The organism is Bacillus sp. FSL R5-0659, from assembly GCF_038008785.1.
Lineage (GTDB): Bacteria > Bacillota > Bacilli > Bacillales > Bacillaceae > Bacillus > Bacillus safensis.
In genome coordinates this window covers 3,438,173-3,456,123 of record NZ_JBBOZU010000001.1, presented here as the reverse complement: position 1 = coordinate 3,456,123, position 17,951 = coordinate 3,438,173, and the positions used below count along the sequence as shown (strand labels likewise).

The 17,951-nt window shown below is 42.8% G+C and carries 21 protein-coding genes; 11 read left to right on the top strand and 10 right to left on the bottom strand.

The window, feature by feature from the left end; genetic code table 11:
* Window positions 1–69: 69 nt before the first annotated feature.
* Window positions 70–453, bottom strand: a complete 384-nt coding sequence (locus NSQ72_RS17945; protein WP_039182421.1) for a VOC family protein — start codon at window positions 451–453, stop codon at window positions 70–72.
* A 118-nt stretch (window positions 454–571) separates the two neighbouring features.
* Here NSQ72_RS17945 and NSQ72_RS17940 point away from each other — a divergent pair, with 118 nt between their 5' ends.
* Window positions 572–1,753 carry a class I SAM-dependent rRNA methyltransferase gene (locus tag NSQ72_RS17940; RefSeq protein WP_039182418.1) on the top strand — a complete coding sequence of 394 codons (1,182 nt, stop codon included), beginning with the start codon at window positions 572–574 and terminating at the stop codon, window positions 1,751–1,753.
* A gap of 239 nt (window positions 1,754–1,992) precedes the next feature.
* Here NSQ72_RS17940 and NSQ72_RS17935 read toward each other — a convergent pair whose 3' ends face one another.
* The gene (locus NSQ72_RS17935) at window positions 1,993–2,673 is read right to left on the bottom strand and encodes a CidB/LrgB family autolysis modulator (protein WP_341084866.1); all 681 of its coding nucleotides are present in this window, start codon (window positions 2,671–2,673) and stop codon (window positions 1,993–1,995) included.
* A complete protein-coding gene (locus NSQ72_RS17930; RefSeq protein ID WP_080967207.1) occupies window positions 2,667–3,050 on the bottom strand; it encodes a CidA/LrgA family holin-like protein in 384 nt (127 codons plus the stop codon). The genes NSQ72_RS17935 and NSQ72_RS17930 overlap by 7 nt, the downstream gene beginning before the upstream one ends.
* Before the next feature lie 164 nt (window positions 3,051–3,214).
* On the opposite strand from NSQ72_RS17930, the gene cidR reads away from it, so the two are divergent.
* From cidR to NSQ72_RS17910, 4 genes are all read left to right on the top strand, one after another.
* The gene (gene cidR, locus NSQ72_RS17925; RefSeq protein ID WP_039182411.1) at window positions 3,215–4,102 is read left to right on the top strand and encodes a cidABC operon transcriptional activator CidR; all 888 of its coding nucleotides are present in this window, start codon (window positions 3,215–3,217) and stop codon (window positions 4,100–4,102) included.
* A 16-nt stretch (window positions 4,103–4,118) separates the two neighbouring features.
* The gene (thiM, locus tag NSQ72_RS17920) at window positions 4,119–4,943 is read left to right on the top strand and encodes a hydroxyethylthiazole kinase (RefSeq protein ID WP_247543919.1); all 825 of its coding nucleotides are present in this window, start codon (window positions 4,119–4,121) and stop codon (window positions 4,941–4,943) included.
* A complete protein-coding gene (thiE, locus tag NSQ72_RS17915) occupies window positions 4,930–5,598 on the top strand; it encodes a thiamine phosphate synthase (RefSeq protein ID WP_064498818.1) in 669 nt (222 codons plus the stop codon). The genes thiM and thiE overlap by 14 nt, the downstream gene beginning before the upstream one ends.
* Window positions 5,599–5,731: 133 nt before the next feature.
* Window positions 5,732–6,106 (top strand): nuclear transport factor 2 family protein, encoded by a 375-nt coding sequence (locus tag NSQ72_RS17910; protein ID WP_106025467.1) that lies wholly within the window; start codon window positions 5,732–5,734, stop codon window positions 6,104–6,106.
* A gap of 25 nt (window positions 6,107–6,131) precedes the next feature.
* Here the strand turns inward: NSQ72_RS17910 and NSQ72_RS17905 are convergent, their stop codons facing one another.
* From NSQ72_RS17905 to NSQ72_RS17880, 6 genes are all read right to left on the bottom strand, one after another.
* On the bottom strand, window positions 6,132–6,470 hold the full coding sequence (locus tag NSQ72_RS17905) for a DUF4288 domain-containing protein (protein WP_106025468.1): 339 nt from the start codon (window positions 6,468–6,470) through the stop codon (window positions 6,132–6,134).
* A 320-nt stretch (window positions 6,471–6,790) separates the two neighbouring features.
* A complete protein-coding gene (locus NSQ72_RS17900) occupies window positions 6,791–8,332 on the bottom strand; it encodes a solute symporter family protein (protein WP_341084864.1) in 1,542 nt (513 codons plus the stop codon).
* Window positions 8,329–8,643 carry a DUF485 domain-containing protein gene (locus tag NSQ72_RS17895; RefSeq protein WP_024423845.1) on the bottom strand — a complete coding sequence of 105 codons (315 nt, stop codon included), beginning with the start codon at window positions 8,641–8,643 and terminating at the stop codon, window positions 8,329–8,331. Before NSQ72_RS17895 ends, NSQ72_RS17900 begins: the two co-directional genes overlap by 4 nt.
* A gap of 107 nt (window positions 8,644–8,750) precedes the next feature.
* The gene (locus tag NSQ72_RS17890) at window positions 8,751–9,419 is read right to left on the bottom strand and encodes a glycosyltransferase family protein (protein WP_058838475.1); all 669 of its coding nucleotides are present in this window, start codon (window positions 9,417–9,419) and stop codon (window positions 8,751–8,753) included.
* The gene (locus tag NSQ72_RS17885) at window positions 9,412–10,101 is read right to left on the bottom strand and encodes a class I SAM-dependent methyltransferase (RefSeq protein ID WP_341084863.1); all 690 of its coding nucleotides are present in this window, start codon (window positions 10,099–10,101) and stop codon (window positions 9,412–9,414) included. Before NSQ72_RS17885 ends, NSQ72_RS17890 begins: the two co-directional genes overlap by 8 nt.
* A 300-nt stretch (window positions 10,102–10,401) precedes the next feature.
* A complete protein-coding gene (locus NSQ72_RS17880; protein ID WP_008345506.1) occupies window positions 10,402–10,542 on the bottom strand; it encodes an anti-repressor SinI family protein in 141 nt (46 codons plus the stop codon).
* Window positions 10,543–10,950: 408 nt separating this feature from the next.
* On the opposite strand from NSQ72_RS17880, the gene NSQ72_RS17875 reads away from it, so the two are divergent.
* On the top strand, window positions 10,951–11,382 hold the full coding sequence (locus NSQ72_RS17875; RefSeq protein ID WP_039182392.1) for a GtrA family protein: 432 nt from the start codon (window positions 10,951–10,953) through the stop codon (window positions 11,380–11,382).
* Between the two features lie 27 nt (window positions 11,383–11,409).
* Entirely contained in the window at window positions 11,410–11,667 is a 258-nt protein-coding gene (locus NSQ72_RS17870) for a hypothetical protein (protein WP_024423842.1), read from the top strand.
* Window positions 11,668–11,701: 34 nt separating this feature from the next.
* Here NSQ72_RS17870 and NSQ72_RS17865 read toward each other — a convergent pair whose 3' ends face one another.
* On the bottom strand, window positions 11,702–12,547 hold the full coding sequence (locus NSQ72_RS17865; RefSeq protein WP_064498814.1) for an AraC family transcriptional regulator: 846 nt from the start codon (window positions 12,545–12,547) through the stop codon (window positions 11,702–11,704).
* Window positions 12,548–12,728: 181 nt separating this feature from the next.
* Here NSQ72_RS17865 and NSQ72_RS17860 point away from each other — a divergent pair, with 181 nt between their 5' ends.
* The 4 genes from NSQ72_RS17860 to NSQ72_RS17845 are packed head-to-tail and all read left to right on the top strand — an operon-like array spanning window position 12,729 to window position 17,544.
* Window positions 12,729–13,910, top strand: coding sequence for a galactokinase (locus tag NSQ72_RS17860; RefSeq protein ID WP_445285749.1), 1,182 nt, complete (start codon window positions 12,729–12,731; stop codon window positions 13,908–13,910).
* Entirely contained in the window at window positions 13,910–14,902 is a 993-nt protein-coding gene (galE, locus tag NSQ72_RS17855) for a UDP-glucose 4-epimerase GalE (RefSeq protein ID WP_039182383.1), read from the top strand. The genes NSQ72_RS17860 and galE overlap by 1 nt, the downstream gene beginning before the upstream one ends.
* 35 nt (window positions 14,903–14,937) lie before the next feature.
* A complete protein-coding gene (gene galT, locus NSQ72_RS17850; protein WP_341084861.1) occupies window positions 14,938–16,449 on the top strand; it encodes a UDP-glucose--hexose-1-phosphate uridylyltransferase in 1,512 nt (503 codons plus the stop codon).
* Between the two features lie 12 nt (window positions 16,450–16,461).
* Window positions 16,462–17,544 carry a M24 family metallopeptidase gene (locus NSQ72_RS17845; protein ID WP_341084860.1) on the top strand — a complete coding sequence of 361 codons (1,083 nt, stop codon included), beginning with the start codon at window positions 16,462–16,464 and terminating at the stop codon, window positions 17,542–17,544.
* Window positions 17,545–17,951 lie beyond the last annotated feature (407 nt).

Genomic DNA, 17,951 nt, shown 5'->3' with positions numbered 1-17,951 from the left:
ATATGCTCTTACTCTTTTCTTTATGAATAAATTGAAGATAGATTTAGCGGCACGATTTCCTAGGAAATATTAGCGCTGGAAGAATTCGATCCATTCTTGATCTGGTCCTCTGAAAAAGAAGTAGCAATATCCATTTGGTAATGTCGTGATTTCTTCATCGATTAATTCAATTTGTAGCTTTTGAATACGATTGAATTCAGCATGAATATTGTCTGTTGTGAAGGCGAGATGATGGACCTTCCCTTCAGATGGCAGGTCACTGCTGTAGCCTTGGATGAGCTCAATTTCCGTTTCTGCTTCATCTTTAAAACCGAGAAATGCAAGCTCAATCACTCCATTTGTATGAGTGATGCGGTCCTTTAATTTCATCCCCACCACTTTTTCATAAAAATCAATCGATTGATCAATATTCGAAACCATAATACCTGTATGATCTAAGCGTAATGTCGTCAAAAGAAGTGCCTCCTCTATGTCATGTTGATATTTTTCTCCTCATCTTATCATAATAGAAGTAACGTATACATTCATATGGTAGGATAGAGAGAGTCAATTTAGGATAAGGATGACACAAATGAAAAAAATCTCATTAAAACAAACATTTGCGGAACAAGTGAAAAAGGGATATCCGCTCATTTCCAAAGATGCAGTATCGAATGTGAACGGTGTACGGGAAGGCGAGCTCATTGAATGGGTGGATGAGCGGGGCGCTTTTTTAGGAAAAGGGTATTATGGTGTGCAAAACAAAGGAATTGGCTGGGTACTAACCTTTGATGCAAACGAAAAAATAGATCAAGCTTTTTTTGTCTCTAGGCTTGAGCAGGCAGCAAAAAGCAGAACGCATTTATTTCGTGATGCACAGACGACTGCTTTTCGTGTGTTCAACGGAGAAGGGGATGGAATTGGCGGCGTCACGATTGATCATTATGACGGATTCTACCTCATCCAATGGTATAGCGAAGGAGTCTATACATTAAAGGCAGAAGTATTGGCTGCACTTGAGCAAGTATATCCAGACTATAAAGGTATTTATGAGAAGAAACGATTTGATACGTCTGGACAGTATATAGAAGATGATGATTTTGTGAAGGGAGAGAAAGGTGAATTTCCTCTCATTGTGAAAGAAAACGGCATGAACGTAGCAGTTTACTTAAATGATGGTGCGATGACGGGCATTTTCCTTGATCAGCGTCATGTGAGAAAAGCGATTCGAGATCGTTATGCAAAGGGAAAGACTGTGCTCAATACGTTTTCTTACACAGGTGCTTTCTCAGTAGCAGCTGCGCTTGGTGGAGCGAGCCGTACGACAAGTGTGGATGTTGCAAACCGTAGCTTGAAAAAAACATCTGAGCAGTTTGAAGTCAATGATATTGATGTGGACGGGCAGGATATCAAAGTCATGGATGTCTTTAAATATTTTCCGTTTGCAGCGAAAAAAGGCTGGACCTATGATCTCGTCATCTTAGATCCGCCATCCTTTGCACGGACGAAAAAGCACACATTCAGTGCGGCGAAGGATTATAAGAAGCTATTAAAAGAAGCCATCCAAATTACAGCTGAGAATGGCGTCATTGTGGCATCAACGAATAGCAGTGCATTTGGCATGAAGAAGTTCAAAGGATTTATTGCGCAGGCCTTTAAAGAATCAGGGAAAACCTATCGGATTCTTGAAGAATATACACTTCCTGAGGATTTTCGTACAACGAAGAATTATCCCGAAGGAAACTATTTAAAGGTTGTCTTCATACAAACATAAGAAAAAGCCATTTCCGATAAGGAATGGCTTTCAGCGTGTAGACAAACCCTCGCATTCGCCCGCAGGTCTGCGCTCCGGTGCTCACGAATGTCAAATTCGCTCCGCTCCAGTCCTCGCCCTTCCTAGGGCTGCAAAGGTTTTCTATCACGCTGAAAAGAAGACAAAGTGCTAAAATAAAGAACATTTTAGCATTTTGTCAACAATCTAAAAGCTATTTCCTATAAGGGAAATAGCTTTTTTTATAAGGCAAACGACATGAGGATCGGCGCTGCACATAATGTAATAATGGCTGAAATAATCATCGATACACTTGAGATCGTCCCTGAGACGGAGCTCATTTCAAAGGCTTTCGATGTTCCTGCACCGTGTGCACCTGTTCCAAGCAGGACGCCCATGGCAATGTCATTATCGATGCGGAAGTAACGGATCACCATTGGACCGATAATCGATCCAAACAGTGCGGTTAAAATGACGAAGACAGCCGTAACGGACGGCATGCCGCCGATCATTTCTGACACACTCATTGCTACAGGTGTTGTGACCGATCTTGGGACAAGGCTCTCAATAAGGCCTGTGTCCAGATGAAATAACTTGGCGATAAATGCCGTTGATAAAATCGCAATGATAGAGCCGCAAGCCACATTCAAAAGAATTTCCACTGCATGCTTCTTCAGGATATGAAAATACTTATATAAAGGAATGGCAAAAGCAACAGTCGCAGGCTGCAGCATATTCGTGAGCCATTTCCCGCCTTGATTGTAAGCATCGTAAGGAATGTTGACGATTAACAGCAAGACGACAAGAACAAGCGGAGTGACAAGTAATGGTGAGACATAAACCTTTGGATGCCGTTTGTACACCGCTTTTGATCCGAGATATAAAAGAACTGTTAAGATCAGAAATAGTCCGCTAACTAACATAGCTTTTTTCGCTCCTTTCGTTTCGCAATCATTTGCGTCATGATACCAGTTGAGAGCATGACCACAAACGTACTAATTAAGACGACAAGGACAATACTTGTGCCAGATTGAGAAAGCAGTTTTCCATAATCAATGACACCAACTGCTGATGGAATAAAGAAAAGCAGCAGTTCTCCGAGCAGCCATACGGCGCCAAGTTCTATCCATTTTAATTGAATGATCTTAAAATGAAGTAATAAGAAAATGACAAGAATGCCTAAGATCGTGCCCGGGATTCTTAAATGCAAAAAGGCCGCCAGCACATTCATGAATTTCGCAAAAATAAACAAGACCATAATCTGAAGGGCAGCAATCAGCGGCTTTTTGAGCAATTTCACTTTCTGTTCACTCCTTTTTCTATATAAATTGTTCACTATTTCACAAAAACATGACAACGTTCCAATTGATGAGCTTACTTTAAAGTGTACAGCACGTTTAGTTATAGGTAAAATACATATATCGAATAGTAATTATTCCTTTTGTCTATAGGAGGATGAAGCATGTGGACATTAGACATTTAACATATTTCTTAGAAGTGGCAAGGTTAAAGAGCTTCACGAAAGCATCGCAGTCCCTTTACGTATCACAGCCGACCATTTCCAAGATGGTCAAAAACCTGGAGGATGAGCTGGGGGTGCAGTTGTTTTACCGAAATGGACGGCAGGTTGAAATGACAGATGCCGGCCAAACCATGTATACACAGGCGAGTGAAATCACGCAGTCATTTCAGAATTTAACGAGCGAATTAAATGATTTAATGAATGTGAAAAAAGGGCATATCCGAATCGGACTGCCCCCGATGATTGGGTCAAGTTTCTTCCCGAATGTCATGGGAGAATTCCGCCAGCAATATCCAGATGTCACATTTCAATTGGTCGAGCACGGCTCCATTAAAGTAGAGGAAGGGGTCGAGGATGGGTCGTTAGATATTGGTGTCATTGTTCTGCCTGCAAATGATAAAATTTTTCATACGTACACCATTATTAAAGAGAACATGAAGCTCGTGACGCATCCATCCCATCCGATGGCCGGTCGTGAGGAGGTACATTTAGCTGATTTAAGGGAAGAGTCGTTTATTTTCTTTAGAGAAGATTTTGTTCTGCACAGCCGGATTTTAAATGAATGTATGAATGCGGGATTCCGGCCAAATGTCATTTATGAAACGTCCCAGTGGGATTTCATTAGTGAAATGGTAGCTGAAAACTTAGGGATTGGACTTCTGCCAGAACGAATCTGCCGTGATCTTGATCCTGAAAAGGTAAAGGTCATTTCCCTAAACCCATCAATCCCGTGGCATTTAGGTGTCATTTGGCGAAAAGACCGTTATTTGTCGTTTGCGGCAAGAGAATGGTTAAAGCATACGAAATCTTACGTGTGGGATGCAGAGTAAAAGGAGGATGATACAGATGAAAACAAGCCGCGCGTCTCATTTATTGGAGAAGGTTCGAGAGGAAAATCCACTCGTTCATAATATCACGAATCAAGTCGTGACGAATTTCACAGCGAATGGACTGCTTGCTTTAGGTGCTTCGCCAGTCATGGCAAACGCCAAAGAAGAAGTGGCTGAAATGGCACAATTAGCGGATGCACTTGTGCTTAATATTGGCACACTGACCAAGGAGACGGTGGAAGCCATGATTCTCGCTGGACAAGCCGCCAATGAAAAAGGTGTACCTGTTTTGTTAGATCCTGTCGGCGTCGGTGCGACAACGTTTCGAGCGAATGCGGCTAAACAGCTGTTAGAGAAAGTAAAAATGACCGTTGTCCGGGGGAATGCTGCTGAGGTGGCTCATTTACTTGGAGTGGATGGCTGGGAGTCAAAAGGCGTTGATGCGAAAGCGGCGAATGGAGATGTATCGGCATTAGCCAAACAAGCGTCCATTGTACTTCAGACAATAGTGGTGATCACAGGAAAAGTCGATGTGGTGTCAGATGGAAATGAGGTGCTGTCCATTCATAATGGACATGAATGGCTCACCAAGGTGACAGGAACCGGCTGTTTGCTGACATCTATCATTGGAGCATTTTGTGCAGCAGGTGAAAGGCCGCTTCATGCGTCGGCCGCTGCATTGCTGTTTTATGGTGTGGCAGCTGAAAAGGCAGCTCTGCACACAAAGGATAAAGGACCGGGGACCTTTCAAATGGAATTGTTAAACGCACTAGAACACACAACCGGCGATGATGTTCTGACATTAGGGAAATTAGGGGGAGTTTCACATGACAAAGGCTGACCAAGAGCAAATCAAACAGCAATTATCGGTTTATTTTATTATGGGAACAGCAAATTCAACGAGACAGCCGCTTGATGTTGTGAACGAGGCCATTCAAGGCGGAATCACCATGTTTCAATTTCGTGAAAAGGGTGAAAACGCCTTGCAGGCTGAAGAGAAGAAACAATTGGCTCGTCAAATTCAAGCGCTTTGCCAAGAAGCAAATGTTCTTTTTATTGTGAATGATGATGTACAGCTAGCGATTGATCTTGATGCAGATGGCGTGCATGTTGGACAGGAAGACGCAAACGCACAAGACGTCAGACAAAGGATCGGGAATAAAATATTAGGCGTGTCGACGCATAACCTAGATGAAGTGAAACAAGCCATGAAAGACGGAGCAGATTATGTCGGGATGGGCCCAGTCTATCCAACGGAAACGAAAAAGGATACACGCAGTGTCCAGGGGGTGTCTTTGATTACTGAAGTCCGCCGTCATGGCCTTCAAATTCCGATTGTGGGTATCGGAGGGATCACATACGACAACGCTGCACCAGTCATACAAGCTGGAGCAGATGGTGTAAGCATCATTAGTGCTATTAGCCAGAGCGCCGATCCAAAAAAAGCAGCAGAAAAGCTGAAATCACTTGTTGAAGCAGAAAAAGCATCTCTTTGATCTGAGGGAGACATGGATTGAATCAATTCATGTCTTTTCTTATGTAGGGGAAAATAGACAGGCGAGAAACAATTGTGTACAATTATATAGTTCGATTTTTTTCGAAATGACAGGTAAATAAAGGAGAATGAACATGGAAGTGCTCGATACGTATTTTCGCCGATACGATGAAGCAGGAAAAGGGCAGGAGCAGCTGGATGAATTGCTGTCATTGTTTTCTGACGATGTCATGATTGTCTTAAATGGCGCCCAGAAGCCTGGTATCCAAGCATTCACACAATTTTTGAACACATTTTTCCACGTACATGATGACATTAAGCATATGTGGGATGGATGGATTAAAAGAGAAGATGGAAAGTATGAAACAAACTGGGCTGTGTGCGGAAAGCTTTCGGATGGCCGTGTCTATACAGCAGAAGGAATTGATATCGCAGAGCTGGACGACCAAGGGAAGATCGTTTATTTAGAAAACGTTCCGAAAAACCCAGAGTTATTCCAGCGCTATTAAAAAGCCGGCTGAGCAGCCGGCTTTTTTATTTGTCTAAAGAATAGGCCTCGATGGCTTCTTGAACAGAAGTTTCTTCATCAAAAATAAGGTGGCGGCTATACACTTCACTCAAGTGTAGTGATTTTTGCTCTAAGTGATCGACAAGCTCAAAAATATCTAGAATGGCTGCTAATTTTATGTTAGTTTGGCCACCTTCTGCATTATCATAGGTTTCCTCTGGGAAGCCTTGTTTGACTATTTCCTTCACTTGACGTTGGTTCTTAGCTTTTACCAAGACGATTCGTTCTTCAAAGATTTTATCGGGAATACTGCTTGGTGATGAGATGGATTCGAATAATAATTTTGCAGAATAAATCCTTTGCATACGTCATCCCACTTCTTTCGTGTCGATTTAAATAATTTCCAGTATGTGTATAACATGATAACATAGGAATGACATCTTGCAGGGAATTCATAACGATAAATAGATTCATTACGGGGAGGGATAGAGATGAAGAATGTGGTTGATAACATAGGGGAAGTTCATGAAATTCTGTTAATCCTCATTACATGCTGCTCTCTCATCACGTTTAGAAGGGTTGCCAGATTAGAGAAGTATAAAAATAAGTTGAAAAGCCAATTTATACCTTACTGAGATTTGAACAGAAGAACACAAAAAAAGCCGGCTGAGCAGCCGGCTTTTCCTCATGAATCAGTATCCATATGCACACCTGTATGTGCCTTTACTTGAATTTCCGTAAAGGTGTCTTCATCTGCTTTTTCAGACGAGAATATCGTGCCTAAGTATGCGGCAAGGAATCCGAGTGGAATCGAGATAATCCCAGGGTTCGACAGCGGGATGAGCGGCTCTCCTGTGAAGATGGCTGCTCCTGATGGGTCCCAGACGCTTGGGCTGAGCGAGACGATAATCAGTGCGCTTAGAAGGCCTGTTAAGCTTCCGGCGATGGCACCCGTAGAGTTAAATCGTTTCCAAAAAACAGTGAAGATAATCAAAGGTAAATTCGCACTCGCTGCCACTGCGAAGGCAAGAGACACAAGAAAAGCGACGTTTAAGGACTGGGCAAATAATGCAAGAATGATAGAGAGGATCGCCACGCCGATTGAAGCAAAGCGTGCCGCCTTCACCTGCTCCCGCTCACTCGCCTTTCCTTTGCGGATAATCTGACTATAAAAGTCATGGGCAAAAGCTGACGCGGCGGATAAAACAAGACCAGTCACCACTGCTAATATGGTCGCAAAGGCGATAGCGGAAACAAAGGCAAATAATAAATCTCCTCCAAGGGCTTGTGCCAGAAGAGGTGCGGCCATATTTCCTGCTGCATCTGCTGCTGTGATCGCTTCTGTTCCAACAAAGGCAGCAGCGCCAAAGCCGAGGAAAACCGTCATTAAATAAAAAATCCCGATGATCCAAGTAGCAGAAAGAACCGATTTTCGCGCAGAAATCGCATCCTTTACTGTATAAAAACGAATCAAAATGTGCGGCAGACCTGCTGTCCCAAGCACTAAGGCGAGGTTAAGAGACAAGGTTTCTAAAGGAACATCATATTTATTTCCCGGGTGAAGAAACGATTCACCAAGCGGGGTTGCAGTTTTCATCTGTTCAAACATCTTTAGCAGACTAAAATCAAACTTTGCAAACACAAGCAGAGAAATTATGAGCGTCCCAAGCATGAGAAGCACAGCCTTTGTGATCTGTACCCAGCTGGTCGCAATCATACCGCCAAACACGACATAAATGGTCATCAGGACACCCACGATCAGCACCGCGATCCAGTAATCAATGCCAAGAAGCAGCTTGATTAATGCACCTGCTCCAACAAGCTGTGCAATCATATAAAAAGTAGAGACTGTAATGGTATTAAAGGCGGCAACCCCTCGAATGGCAGGGCGCTTAAATCGTGCAGCGATCATGTCTGCCATCGTATATTTCCCTAGATTTCGTAGCGGTTCAGCCACAACGTAAAGAACGACAAGATACGCTACTAGAAAACCAATGCTATAGAAAAAGCCGTCAAATCCGTTTAACGCGATCATTCCAGCAATCCCTAAAAAGGATGCAGCAGACATATAGTCGCCAGCAATGGCAAGGCCGTTTTGAAACCCGGTCAAACCTCCGCCTGCTGTGTAAAAATCACTCGCATTGCTTGTTTTTTTCGCAGCAAAATATGTGATGACCAATGTGAGACCTACGATCGCTACGAACAAAATAAACGCGGTCATGCTCATTCGTCATCACCTCTTGATTCAGTTTTTAAAGCGCTTACATAATTGTCGAACTTAGCTGCTTTTTTTGCGTAAAGTCCACATAAAACCCAGGTCATGACAAATTGTGTGAGGGCGAATAACCAAGCCCATGAGATCGCGCCAATTGCCGGCGTGTTCAAAAAGGTGAAGTAGGATGTAGCGACCGGAAGTGAAAAGTAAAAGAGAAAAAAGAAAATCGTCATCGGTACGATAAATCTGCGTTTTTCCTCAAGAAGTTTTCGAAAATCCTCTGAAGCGGCAACCTTCTTATAATGAACTTTTTTGTCTGCCATTGTTTCCTCCTTTGTACGAATTAGGGACAAGGTACTCCAATGCATATGAGACGATCTGGCTGTTTATGACAGTATATCATAAAAAAGGCACCCGAAAAGGGTGCTTTCTATCGATAATTTGCAAGAAATTGTTCTCTCGCTTTTTCATATGCTTCTGCGTCAAAATGATCTCCGCATTTATGAATACACCAAGGCTCTTCTTGTTTTGCAATTCCAACTTCATAGCCCTGCTGAGTGAATTCGAAGGACTGCGAGACATCATAAAAATGAAAGCCGTCAAAGAGGTCCTCACGCCATCTTACATCGTATTGTGTTGCCATGAATAGACCATCAATAGCCGAAGCTTTGATATAATCTTGCACTTCGGGCTGCTGACGGCCTTTTTCAAACGAAAGCAGCTGATAGGTGTCGTGGCGATATTCAATGACTTTACCCCTGCAATCAGCACTCTCCCACCAAATTCCATTGTCAGGCACGCTTTCTGCTCCAATCACGCCAATCATGCCAAGTGATGGATTTTGTAAAAAAAGGGGGATGAGCTCAAGCAGCATATGCTGTTTGACAATCAAGGTATCCTGATGAAGGTAAATTTTAAACTGAGCTGGATGAGTGATGGCTTCATTGTAGGCAGAGGTCATACTTGATGCCTGTCTGATTGGTAAGACCTCCACATGGTATCCATGAGGAGCCGGAAGCGAAGCGAGCTGCCGGAAGCAAGCCTGAAACATCGATTCATCATTTACACATAAAACAAACAGGATGGTCGGATTACTCATGAAATGGAACCGCCTCGACTACATATTGATAGGCTGTAGCGGCCTCGTGAAAATCAGAACGAATGCCGTGTTTCATGAGTAATTCATGTAGATCATTCAACACGCTTGCATAGGAAGGATGCTGTACGCGAATAGCCTCGAATTCGCGAATGCGAAAACCCGCTGAATGAAAGAGTGCATGTATTTCGTGGAGCGTGAAGAAGCGTAAATGGGTTTGATCCATTAACCCTGCATCTGTATAAGTAAATCTGCCGGCTAGTAATTCTAAAACCGTTGAAATGTGGCCGATATTTGGAATAGATGACAGGATGGCACCCTCTTTTTTAAGGAAGGGTTTCACCTTTTTTAAAACGGCCCAAGGGTCCAATAAATGCTCGAGGACATCTCCGAAAATAATGCAGTCAAATTGTTCATGGTCATAAGGGAGAGCCATCTGTTCAATATTTCCGCAGAGAACATGATTTAGCTCTTGCTCAGCCTCTTTTGCTGCGTCCTCAAATGACTCAATGCCATAGATGGTTCGGCCCTTTTGTTTCAGGACTTTTCCAAGCTTGCCTGTGCCGCATCCGATATCCAATAAAGACGTCCATTCCGCGCGAATACGACTGACGATGACCGGGTTTACCCCATGATAATACTGATCCTTTTTTTGGTGATAATACGAAAGGGAATCTGAACTCACGCTCTACCCACCTTTCTGCTTTCTCGTTGTTTTCATGGTTAATATATGGGTGGGCAGCTTGGTTTTATAACGAGAGAAGGACAATTTTCATGAATGCAACTAAAAAGGGATCATATAGAGAACGGGAAGTGGACTGTCCTCCTAATATAGAAAGACAGAACCCCATTGAGTGAAGGGATTGGTATGGAGAGGTGTTCAATTATTGTAGCGTATCGTCATGAAAGGATTTTCAAAAGGTCAATTGACAGGTCAGAACTTTTAGCCAAAGCAGTCTGAAAGACAAAGGATAACGGCGTTGATTTACGGTTTGTTTATCATCTTCTGATCACCGTTGGATGTTAAAAAAGCTTGTATTTCTTCGATGCCTAGTCCGATTTTTTTCGCTTCCTGAATCAAATAAACCCACTCTTCGTCAACTCTTCTTTTCACTTGCGTATCCATAATATCCTCCAGTTCAATAAGACATATTCACTGCAACCAATGACTTGAACAAACCGTCTAGTAACTGTACGTGTGGTTGAAAACAGCACAAAATAAATTTTTGTCGAAAAATGATGACATTTAACCTATTTTGTAAAATCTATCACCTACCACGTTCCTAAAAAAATGACTAAAAAACCCATAAATATTGAAATCTTACTTCTAATAATAAACAATTGTTATGTCAGTTGAAAGATTATAAATTAAAATAATGAAAAAGACCTAAAACATTTGACTCATATAAACCAATTGTGTTGACATTTGCCATCGAGTAGAACAAATTTCATCTTTGCAGGACGTACATATTGTTCGTTTGGGAAGTTCTTCTTAAGATGGTATTCTAAAAGAAACAGAAACCACCAAGAAGGAATGAAGAAAGACATGTATAGCCTTTTTCAAAAGTATCGAGAAGTTGTCATGTATCTTGTGATGGGTGTGTGTACAACCATTGTCAATATCGTCAGCTTCTATTTATTCGTTGAGATGTTCTCCATGGATTACAAAACAGCTACGGTTGTTTCATGGGTATTTGCTGTTCTCTTTGCTTATATCACCAATAAGAAGTATGTCTTCAAGCAAAAGGCTCGTGACACAAAAAGCCTCATGCGTGAACTTTCTTCATTTTTTAGTGTTCGTCTCATGTCTCTAGGTGTAGATCTGGGGCTGATGATTTTATTTGTGAGCCAAATGGCGCTCAATGAAACCGTCGCAAAAATTCTCGTCAACTTTGTGATTGTGGTGGTCAATTATGTCGCCAGTAAATGGTTCGTCTTCAAGAAAACAAAAGAAGATGCGATTTAACACATAAAAAAAGATAGGTGATGTGAAATGAGCAGCAGGCCAGACGACTTATATGATGCCATATATCAACAAACAGAAAAGCAGCATGAACAAGTGCTGAGGCTAGTCAAAGAAATGACCGCACATCCAGAAGCGTTTTCGGAACAAGAAAAGGAAAAGATCAACCGAATGGACATTGCGCTTCAAACGGCAACGGACATTTTAGAAAATTTAATGACCCCTGATACGCAAATGACCATTGTTTTAAGACAAGGGAGAATTCATGTTGACCTGTCAAAAGCGTAAAAGAAGCAGCCAATGATAAAGCGGCTGCTTTTTATTATGCATCGCTTGTTTCCCGCATTTGCTTTGGAGACATGCCGATTTTCTTTCGAAAGACTTTATTCAAGTAATTCGCATTTCGGTAGCCGCACTGTATGGCAATTTCTTCAATCGAGTATTTCGTTGTTTTTAGTAATGTTTCCGCCTTCTCTAACCGGATATTGGTTAAGTAGTGAATAGGTGTGAAGCCAGTGGCCTTTTTGAATTCCCTCGTAAAATGACTTTTGGATAAACGTGCCGCAGCTGCCATATCGTCTGGGCCAATTTCCTCGTGAAAATGATGGCTGGCAAACAAGGCCGCTTGAACGATTGGCTCAGGCCATTTCTCCATTTGTCCCTCAAGCTTTGGCAAATATGAATACAGTTCCATGACAAATTGATAAGCAAGGCTAGACCCCTCAAATGGATTGGTAATCCGTCTTTCACTGGCTTCATCATAAATTTTCTTCAGCAGGCGGATCGGTTTGGAATTAGGATGAAAACGCATGACCTGCTTTCCTTGATCTATAAATTGGTCAAAGCAAAGATCGCAGGCTTCCCCATAAAGCGTCAAATAGAGAAATTCCCAATGCTCACTGTCTTCTGGAAAATAATATTGATAGGCACTTGGGCTTTTCACAAGAAAGGCCTGCCCTGGCAAGACTTTGAACCGCTTCTGTCCGATTTCAATCATGCCGTGTCCAGACAGTGTGAGCTGAAAGATGCACTTGCCCTGATCCTTCCGCTCCACGCCATTCCAGCTGTATAACGAAGATGATTGAACCTCCCAGCCAACAGACCATATTTGTGCCGGCAATGTAACATCAGAATGGTGAAAACGAAATGCAAATGCTTCCTTCTTCAAATTGGAAAACCTCCTTCACAGCAAAAAACAACCTTTTTCTATTTTGAATCATGGTACACCTCATATCACATCGTACCATTCACAGCAAAAAAAGGGTATTTTTTAACGATTTTTTTACCATTGAACTTACGCAGTTCAGGCAACTAAAATAAGAGTATCAGAAGAGAAAAGGGGAATGGATATGATCGATATGTTACGCACGGCATTTCACCAGCAATTTGGGGATAGAGAAGAAGAACTTCGCTATTTTTTTGCCCCGGGAAGAGTGAACCTGATTGGTGAACATACAGATTACAATGGAGGTCATGTATTCCCTTGTGCGCTCACTCTCGGTACATATGCAGCATGTGCAAAGCGGTCAGATGGCCGCGTGAGAATGTATTCCTTGAACTTTGATGGCGATGGTGTGAAAGAATTCGACCTTTTTGAAATCGCTTACTTGGAGTCAGACGGCTGGGCGAATTATCCGAAGGGTGTGTTCCATCAGTTTATCGAAGCAGGGATGAAGATAGAAGAAGGCTTTGACATTGTATACGGCGGCAATATTCCCAATGGTGCAGGCTTGTCTTCCTCTGCCTCCATCGAGCTTGTCACCGCTGTCTTTATCAATGAATGGCATTCATTCGGCGTTTCAAATGCCCGTCTTGCCCTCCTTTCACAGCGTGCAGAAAATGAATTTATTGGCGTCAATTGCGGCATTATGGATCAGTTTTCAATCGCTCTTGGAAAAGAAGATCACGCCATCTTGCTCAATTGCGATACCCTTGATTTTGAATACAGTCCGTTTCGGCAAGAGGGGCTGGCGCTTGTCATTGCCAATACAAACAAAAAGCGGACACTGGCAGACTCCAAATACAATGAACGCCGGTCAGAGTGTCAATCAGCCTTAAACGATTTGAGAAAAGAAATCGACCTTGTCCACTTATGTGAGCTCACGGCTGATGAATTTGCCGATCATGCCCACTTGATTCAGGATGAAACATGCCGCAAACGTGCAAGGCACGTGGTGACAGAAAACGACCGAACCATAAAAGCAGTCAAATTTCTGAAAGATGATAAAATGGAAGAAATAGGTGCGCTTATGAAGGCATCTCATCTCTCTTTAAAGAATGATTATGAAGTGACTGGATTTGAACTGGATACTCTGGCAGAAGCCGCTTGGATTCATCCTGGAACAATTGGCTCCCGTATGACGGGCGCGGGTTTTGGCGGCTGCACGATCAGTATTGTGAAAGAAAAGCAGCTGGCATCGTTTATAGAAGAAACGGGTGCGATTTATCAAGAGAAGACAGGTATTCAAGCCTCTTTTTACACAGCTAGAATTGGAGGCGGCGCAAGAGAACTCACGAAGGAGGAAGTGTAATGACGATTTTAGTGTGCGGGGGAGCAGGGTACATTGGCAGTCATGCTGTAGCGGCTCTTTTAGCGAAAGGTGAACAAGTAGTAGTAGTGGATAATTTGCAGACAGGCCACAAAGAAGCTGTTTTGGAGGGAGCTGTTTTAGAAGAGGGAGATTTACGAGATCAAGATTTTTTAAGACAGGTTTTCAAAACGCATCAAATAGAAGCGGTTATGCACTTTGCCGCAGATTCACTTGTAGGTGAGAGTGTAACAAACCCGCTAAAGTACTATGACAACAACGTTGGGGGAGCAACAGCTTTACTTCAGGTGATGAATGAATTTGATGTGAAACACATCGTTTTCTCTTCAACCGCAGCTGCGTATGGTGAACCAAAGCGTGTGCCGATCGTTGAAACGGATGAGACGAACCCAACTAATCCTTATGGAGAAACAAAACTTGCGATTGAAAAAATGCTGAAGTGGTCTGAGCAGGCATATGGAATGAAATACGTCGTGCTTCGCTACTTTAATGTAGCTGGCGCTCATACAGATGGACTTGTCGGAGAGGATCATCAGCCTGAGACACACCTCATTCCGATCATTCTGCAAGTGGCTTTAGGAAAACGAGATCAGATCATGATTTACGGTGATGATTATGAGACAGAGGACGGCACGTGTATTAGAGATTACATTCATGTCATGGATTTAGTAGAGGCGCACATCTTAGCAGTTGATCGTCTGCGTGCTGGAAAAGGAAGTGCAACATATAACTTAGGGAATGGCACAGGTTTCTCCGTGAAGCAGGTAGTAGATGCTGTAAGAAACGTCACGGGGCATGCGATTCCAGCACAGGTGGCTGACAGACGCGCGGGAGATCCAGCAAAGCTGATTGCTTCTTCTGAAAAAGCGCTGCAGGAATTAGGATGGACACCTCAATATGCTGACCTTCACACCATTATTCAAAGTGCGTGGGATTGGTTTCAGAAGCATCCAGACGGTTACCAGAGTAAATAACGCGTAACAGGCAGGCAAGAGAGGGGACAGAGAGAATGGCGGTAGATATTTTTGAAAAACTGGAACAGCTGATTCAATACGGAGTTAATCAAGAGCTGATTACACCACTAGATATCGATTATACGAGAAATCGGCTGCTTGAGGTGCTTGGGCTGGATGAAGCTGAGGCAAGAACAGTCTCAGGGGATGCGGAACTTGAAGACATCTTAATGCCAATGCTGGATTGGGCAGTAGAGACTGGCCTTATCCCTGAGGGGACGGATACGTATCGCGATTTACTAGATGCGAAAATCATGGGATGCTTGGTGGCGCCTCCAAGTGTCATCTACGCGAAGTTTGAAGAGAAACGCCAGCATGAAGGACCAGAGGCGGCTACAAGCTGGTTCTATGAAATGCAGCAGCACGCACACTATATTCATACTGGCAGAATCGCCAAAAATGTGCAGTGGTTTACACCAACAGATGATGGCGAGTTGGAGATCACAATTAATCTATCGAAGCCGGAAAAGGACCCAAAAGCAATCGCTGAAGCCAAAAAACTTAGTCAAAAGCAATATCCTCTTTGTCTGCTTTGTAAAGAAAACGTTGGGTTTGGGGGACGGATCAACCATCCAGCGAGACAGAATCACCGGATTATTCCTGTGACACTCACAGATGAATCTTGGTTTCTACAATTTTCACCTTATGTGTACTACAACGAGCACTGCATTGTGTTCAAAGGCGAACATGAGCCGATGAATATCACCAAAAAGACCTTTGAACGATTGCTTTCTTTCATATATATATACCCGCATTATTTCATCGGATCGAACGCCGACCTTCCGATTGTCGGGGGCAGTATATTAAGTCATGACCATTTTCAGGGCGGTGCGCATGAATTTCCGATGGCGAAGGCGAAACTTGAAGATGCTTTTTCTCTGAGTGCCTTTCCGAATGTGAGGGCCGGGATTGTGAAATGGCCGATGTCTGTGATCCGCCTTCGAAGCAGCGATAGGCAGACGCTTGCAGACGCCGCTGACTTTATCTTGAACGAGTGGAAAATGTATTCAGATGAAAAAGTGGAGCTGCTAGCTCATACAGGAGAGACGCCGCATAATACCATTACACCAATTGCACGCCGACATGGAGATGACTATGAATTAGATCTAGTGCTGCGTAATAATCGTACAAACAAGCAGCACCCGGACGGAATTTTCCATCCGCACGAAGAAGTCCATCATATTAAAAAAGAGAATATCGGATTAATTGAAGTGATGGGTCTTGCAGTTCTTCCTGGTAGATTAGCAGAGGAATTAAGCCAATTAAAAGAAGCGCTGTTATCCCCAAACCCCCTTAAAGAAATCAAAGCCCGCCCTGCTATCACGAAACATGAAGCATGGGCACAGCGTCTGCTTGAAGAGAACACCTTTACAGAGGACAATACAGAAGCCATTTTACAAAAAGAAGTCGGCATGATTTTTTCTCGAATTCTCTCACAGTCGGGTGTGTTTAAAAGAACCGAGCAAGGGAAAACAGCTTTTAAACGTTTCATTCATACACTCATATAGGCAGGTGATTAGATGATTGAACAAGTAAGAACAATAATGGAAGAAAAACAGCTCGACGGTGTCTTAATTCAAAGGCGAAATAACTTCTCCTGGCTGACAGGAGGAAGAAGAAATCATATCGTGTTAAATACACCAGAGGGTGTTTGCAAGCTGCTTGTGTTAAAAGACGACATCGTCCTCATTGTGAATCAAATGGAAGAAAAGCGGATCATTGAAGAAGAGATGGCGTATATCGATCACCCATTTCAAGTGGTGACGATGGATTGGTTTGAGGATGATACGGCACACATTCAAACACTCACAAAAGACAAACGAATCGGGTCAGACATTCAAATGGACGGATTCGAATCGGTTGAGCCGGATTTGTCGCAAGTTCGATCCATTCTTTCTGCATCACAGCTCCGCCAATATGAAACGCTTTGTCATGAAACAGCGGTCATTGTAGAGAGTGTCTGTAAAGAAATCGTTCCAGGACAGACGGAGCACGAAATCGCTTCGCTTGCGGCTCAAAAAGCGATCGCGCAGGGAATGACGGTTGAAGTGCTGCTTGTAGCAACAGATGACCGGATTCATCAATACCGTCATCCAATTCCAACAGACAAAAAACTTCAAAAGCATGCGCTTGTTGTCCTTTGCGCTGAACGGCATGGACTCGTGGCGAATGTCACAAGGTCTGTTTACTTCGGTCAGCTTCCACAGGAGCTTGAAGAGAACAAAGAGCGGCTTGCACGAATTGACACGGTCATGAATGCCGCTACGCGCCCCGGTAAGACTTTGGGAGACGTGATGAAAGCAGGTATCGCTCAGTATGAAAAAGAAGGCTTCCCTGATAGCTGGAAAAAGCTTCATCAAGGAGGAAAAACGGGCTTTATATCTAGAGAAATGATTGCAGTTCCTTCATCTAAGGAAGAAATTCAGCTGCAGCAAGTGTTTACATGGAACCCTTCATTGCCTGGATTGAAATCAGAGGATACGATGGTCGTAGAGAAAGAGGGGAACCGCTTTTTAACCTATACAGGCAAGTGGACATACATTGACGTTGAACATGAAGGGGACATCTATAGGCGCCCTGATATTTTAGTAAGAGATGAATAATTGCAGAATGCCGGCGCTAAGCCGGTTTTTTGCTGGAAGTCATTAAGTGGGATTCCACATATTCAACATGATTACCAATTCTTACAGCGTATAGTCAGAGGATCGATACTTTCTTTTCTTATCAACTTGCGTTAAAATAAGTAAGGTTTTTGTTAAATGTGGGGATACCTATTTTGAAATTGTTTACCTAGATAAAATTTCATTAAGTTAAATTGAAATTTGACCAAACTTTTTTATTGTGGTAAACCTAAATTTGACAAAGTTCTTGATTGTTTGTCCTTTGCCTTCAACTCTCAACTTTTCAAAATCCTAGAAATTTATTGTGTGTGCAATAATATAAATTTATGTCGAATTTATGACATTTTAAAAGAAATCTGTTGAAAAATAAATGAACTTTTGAAAAAAGG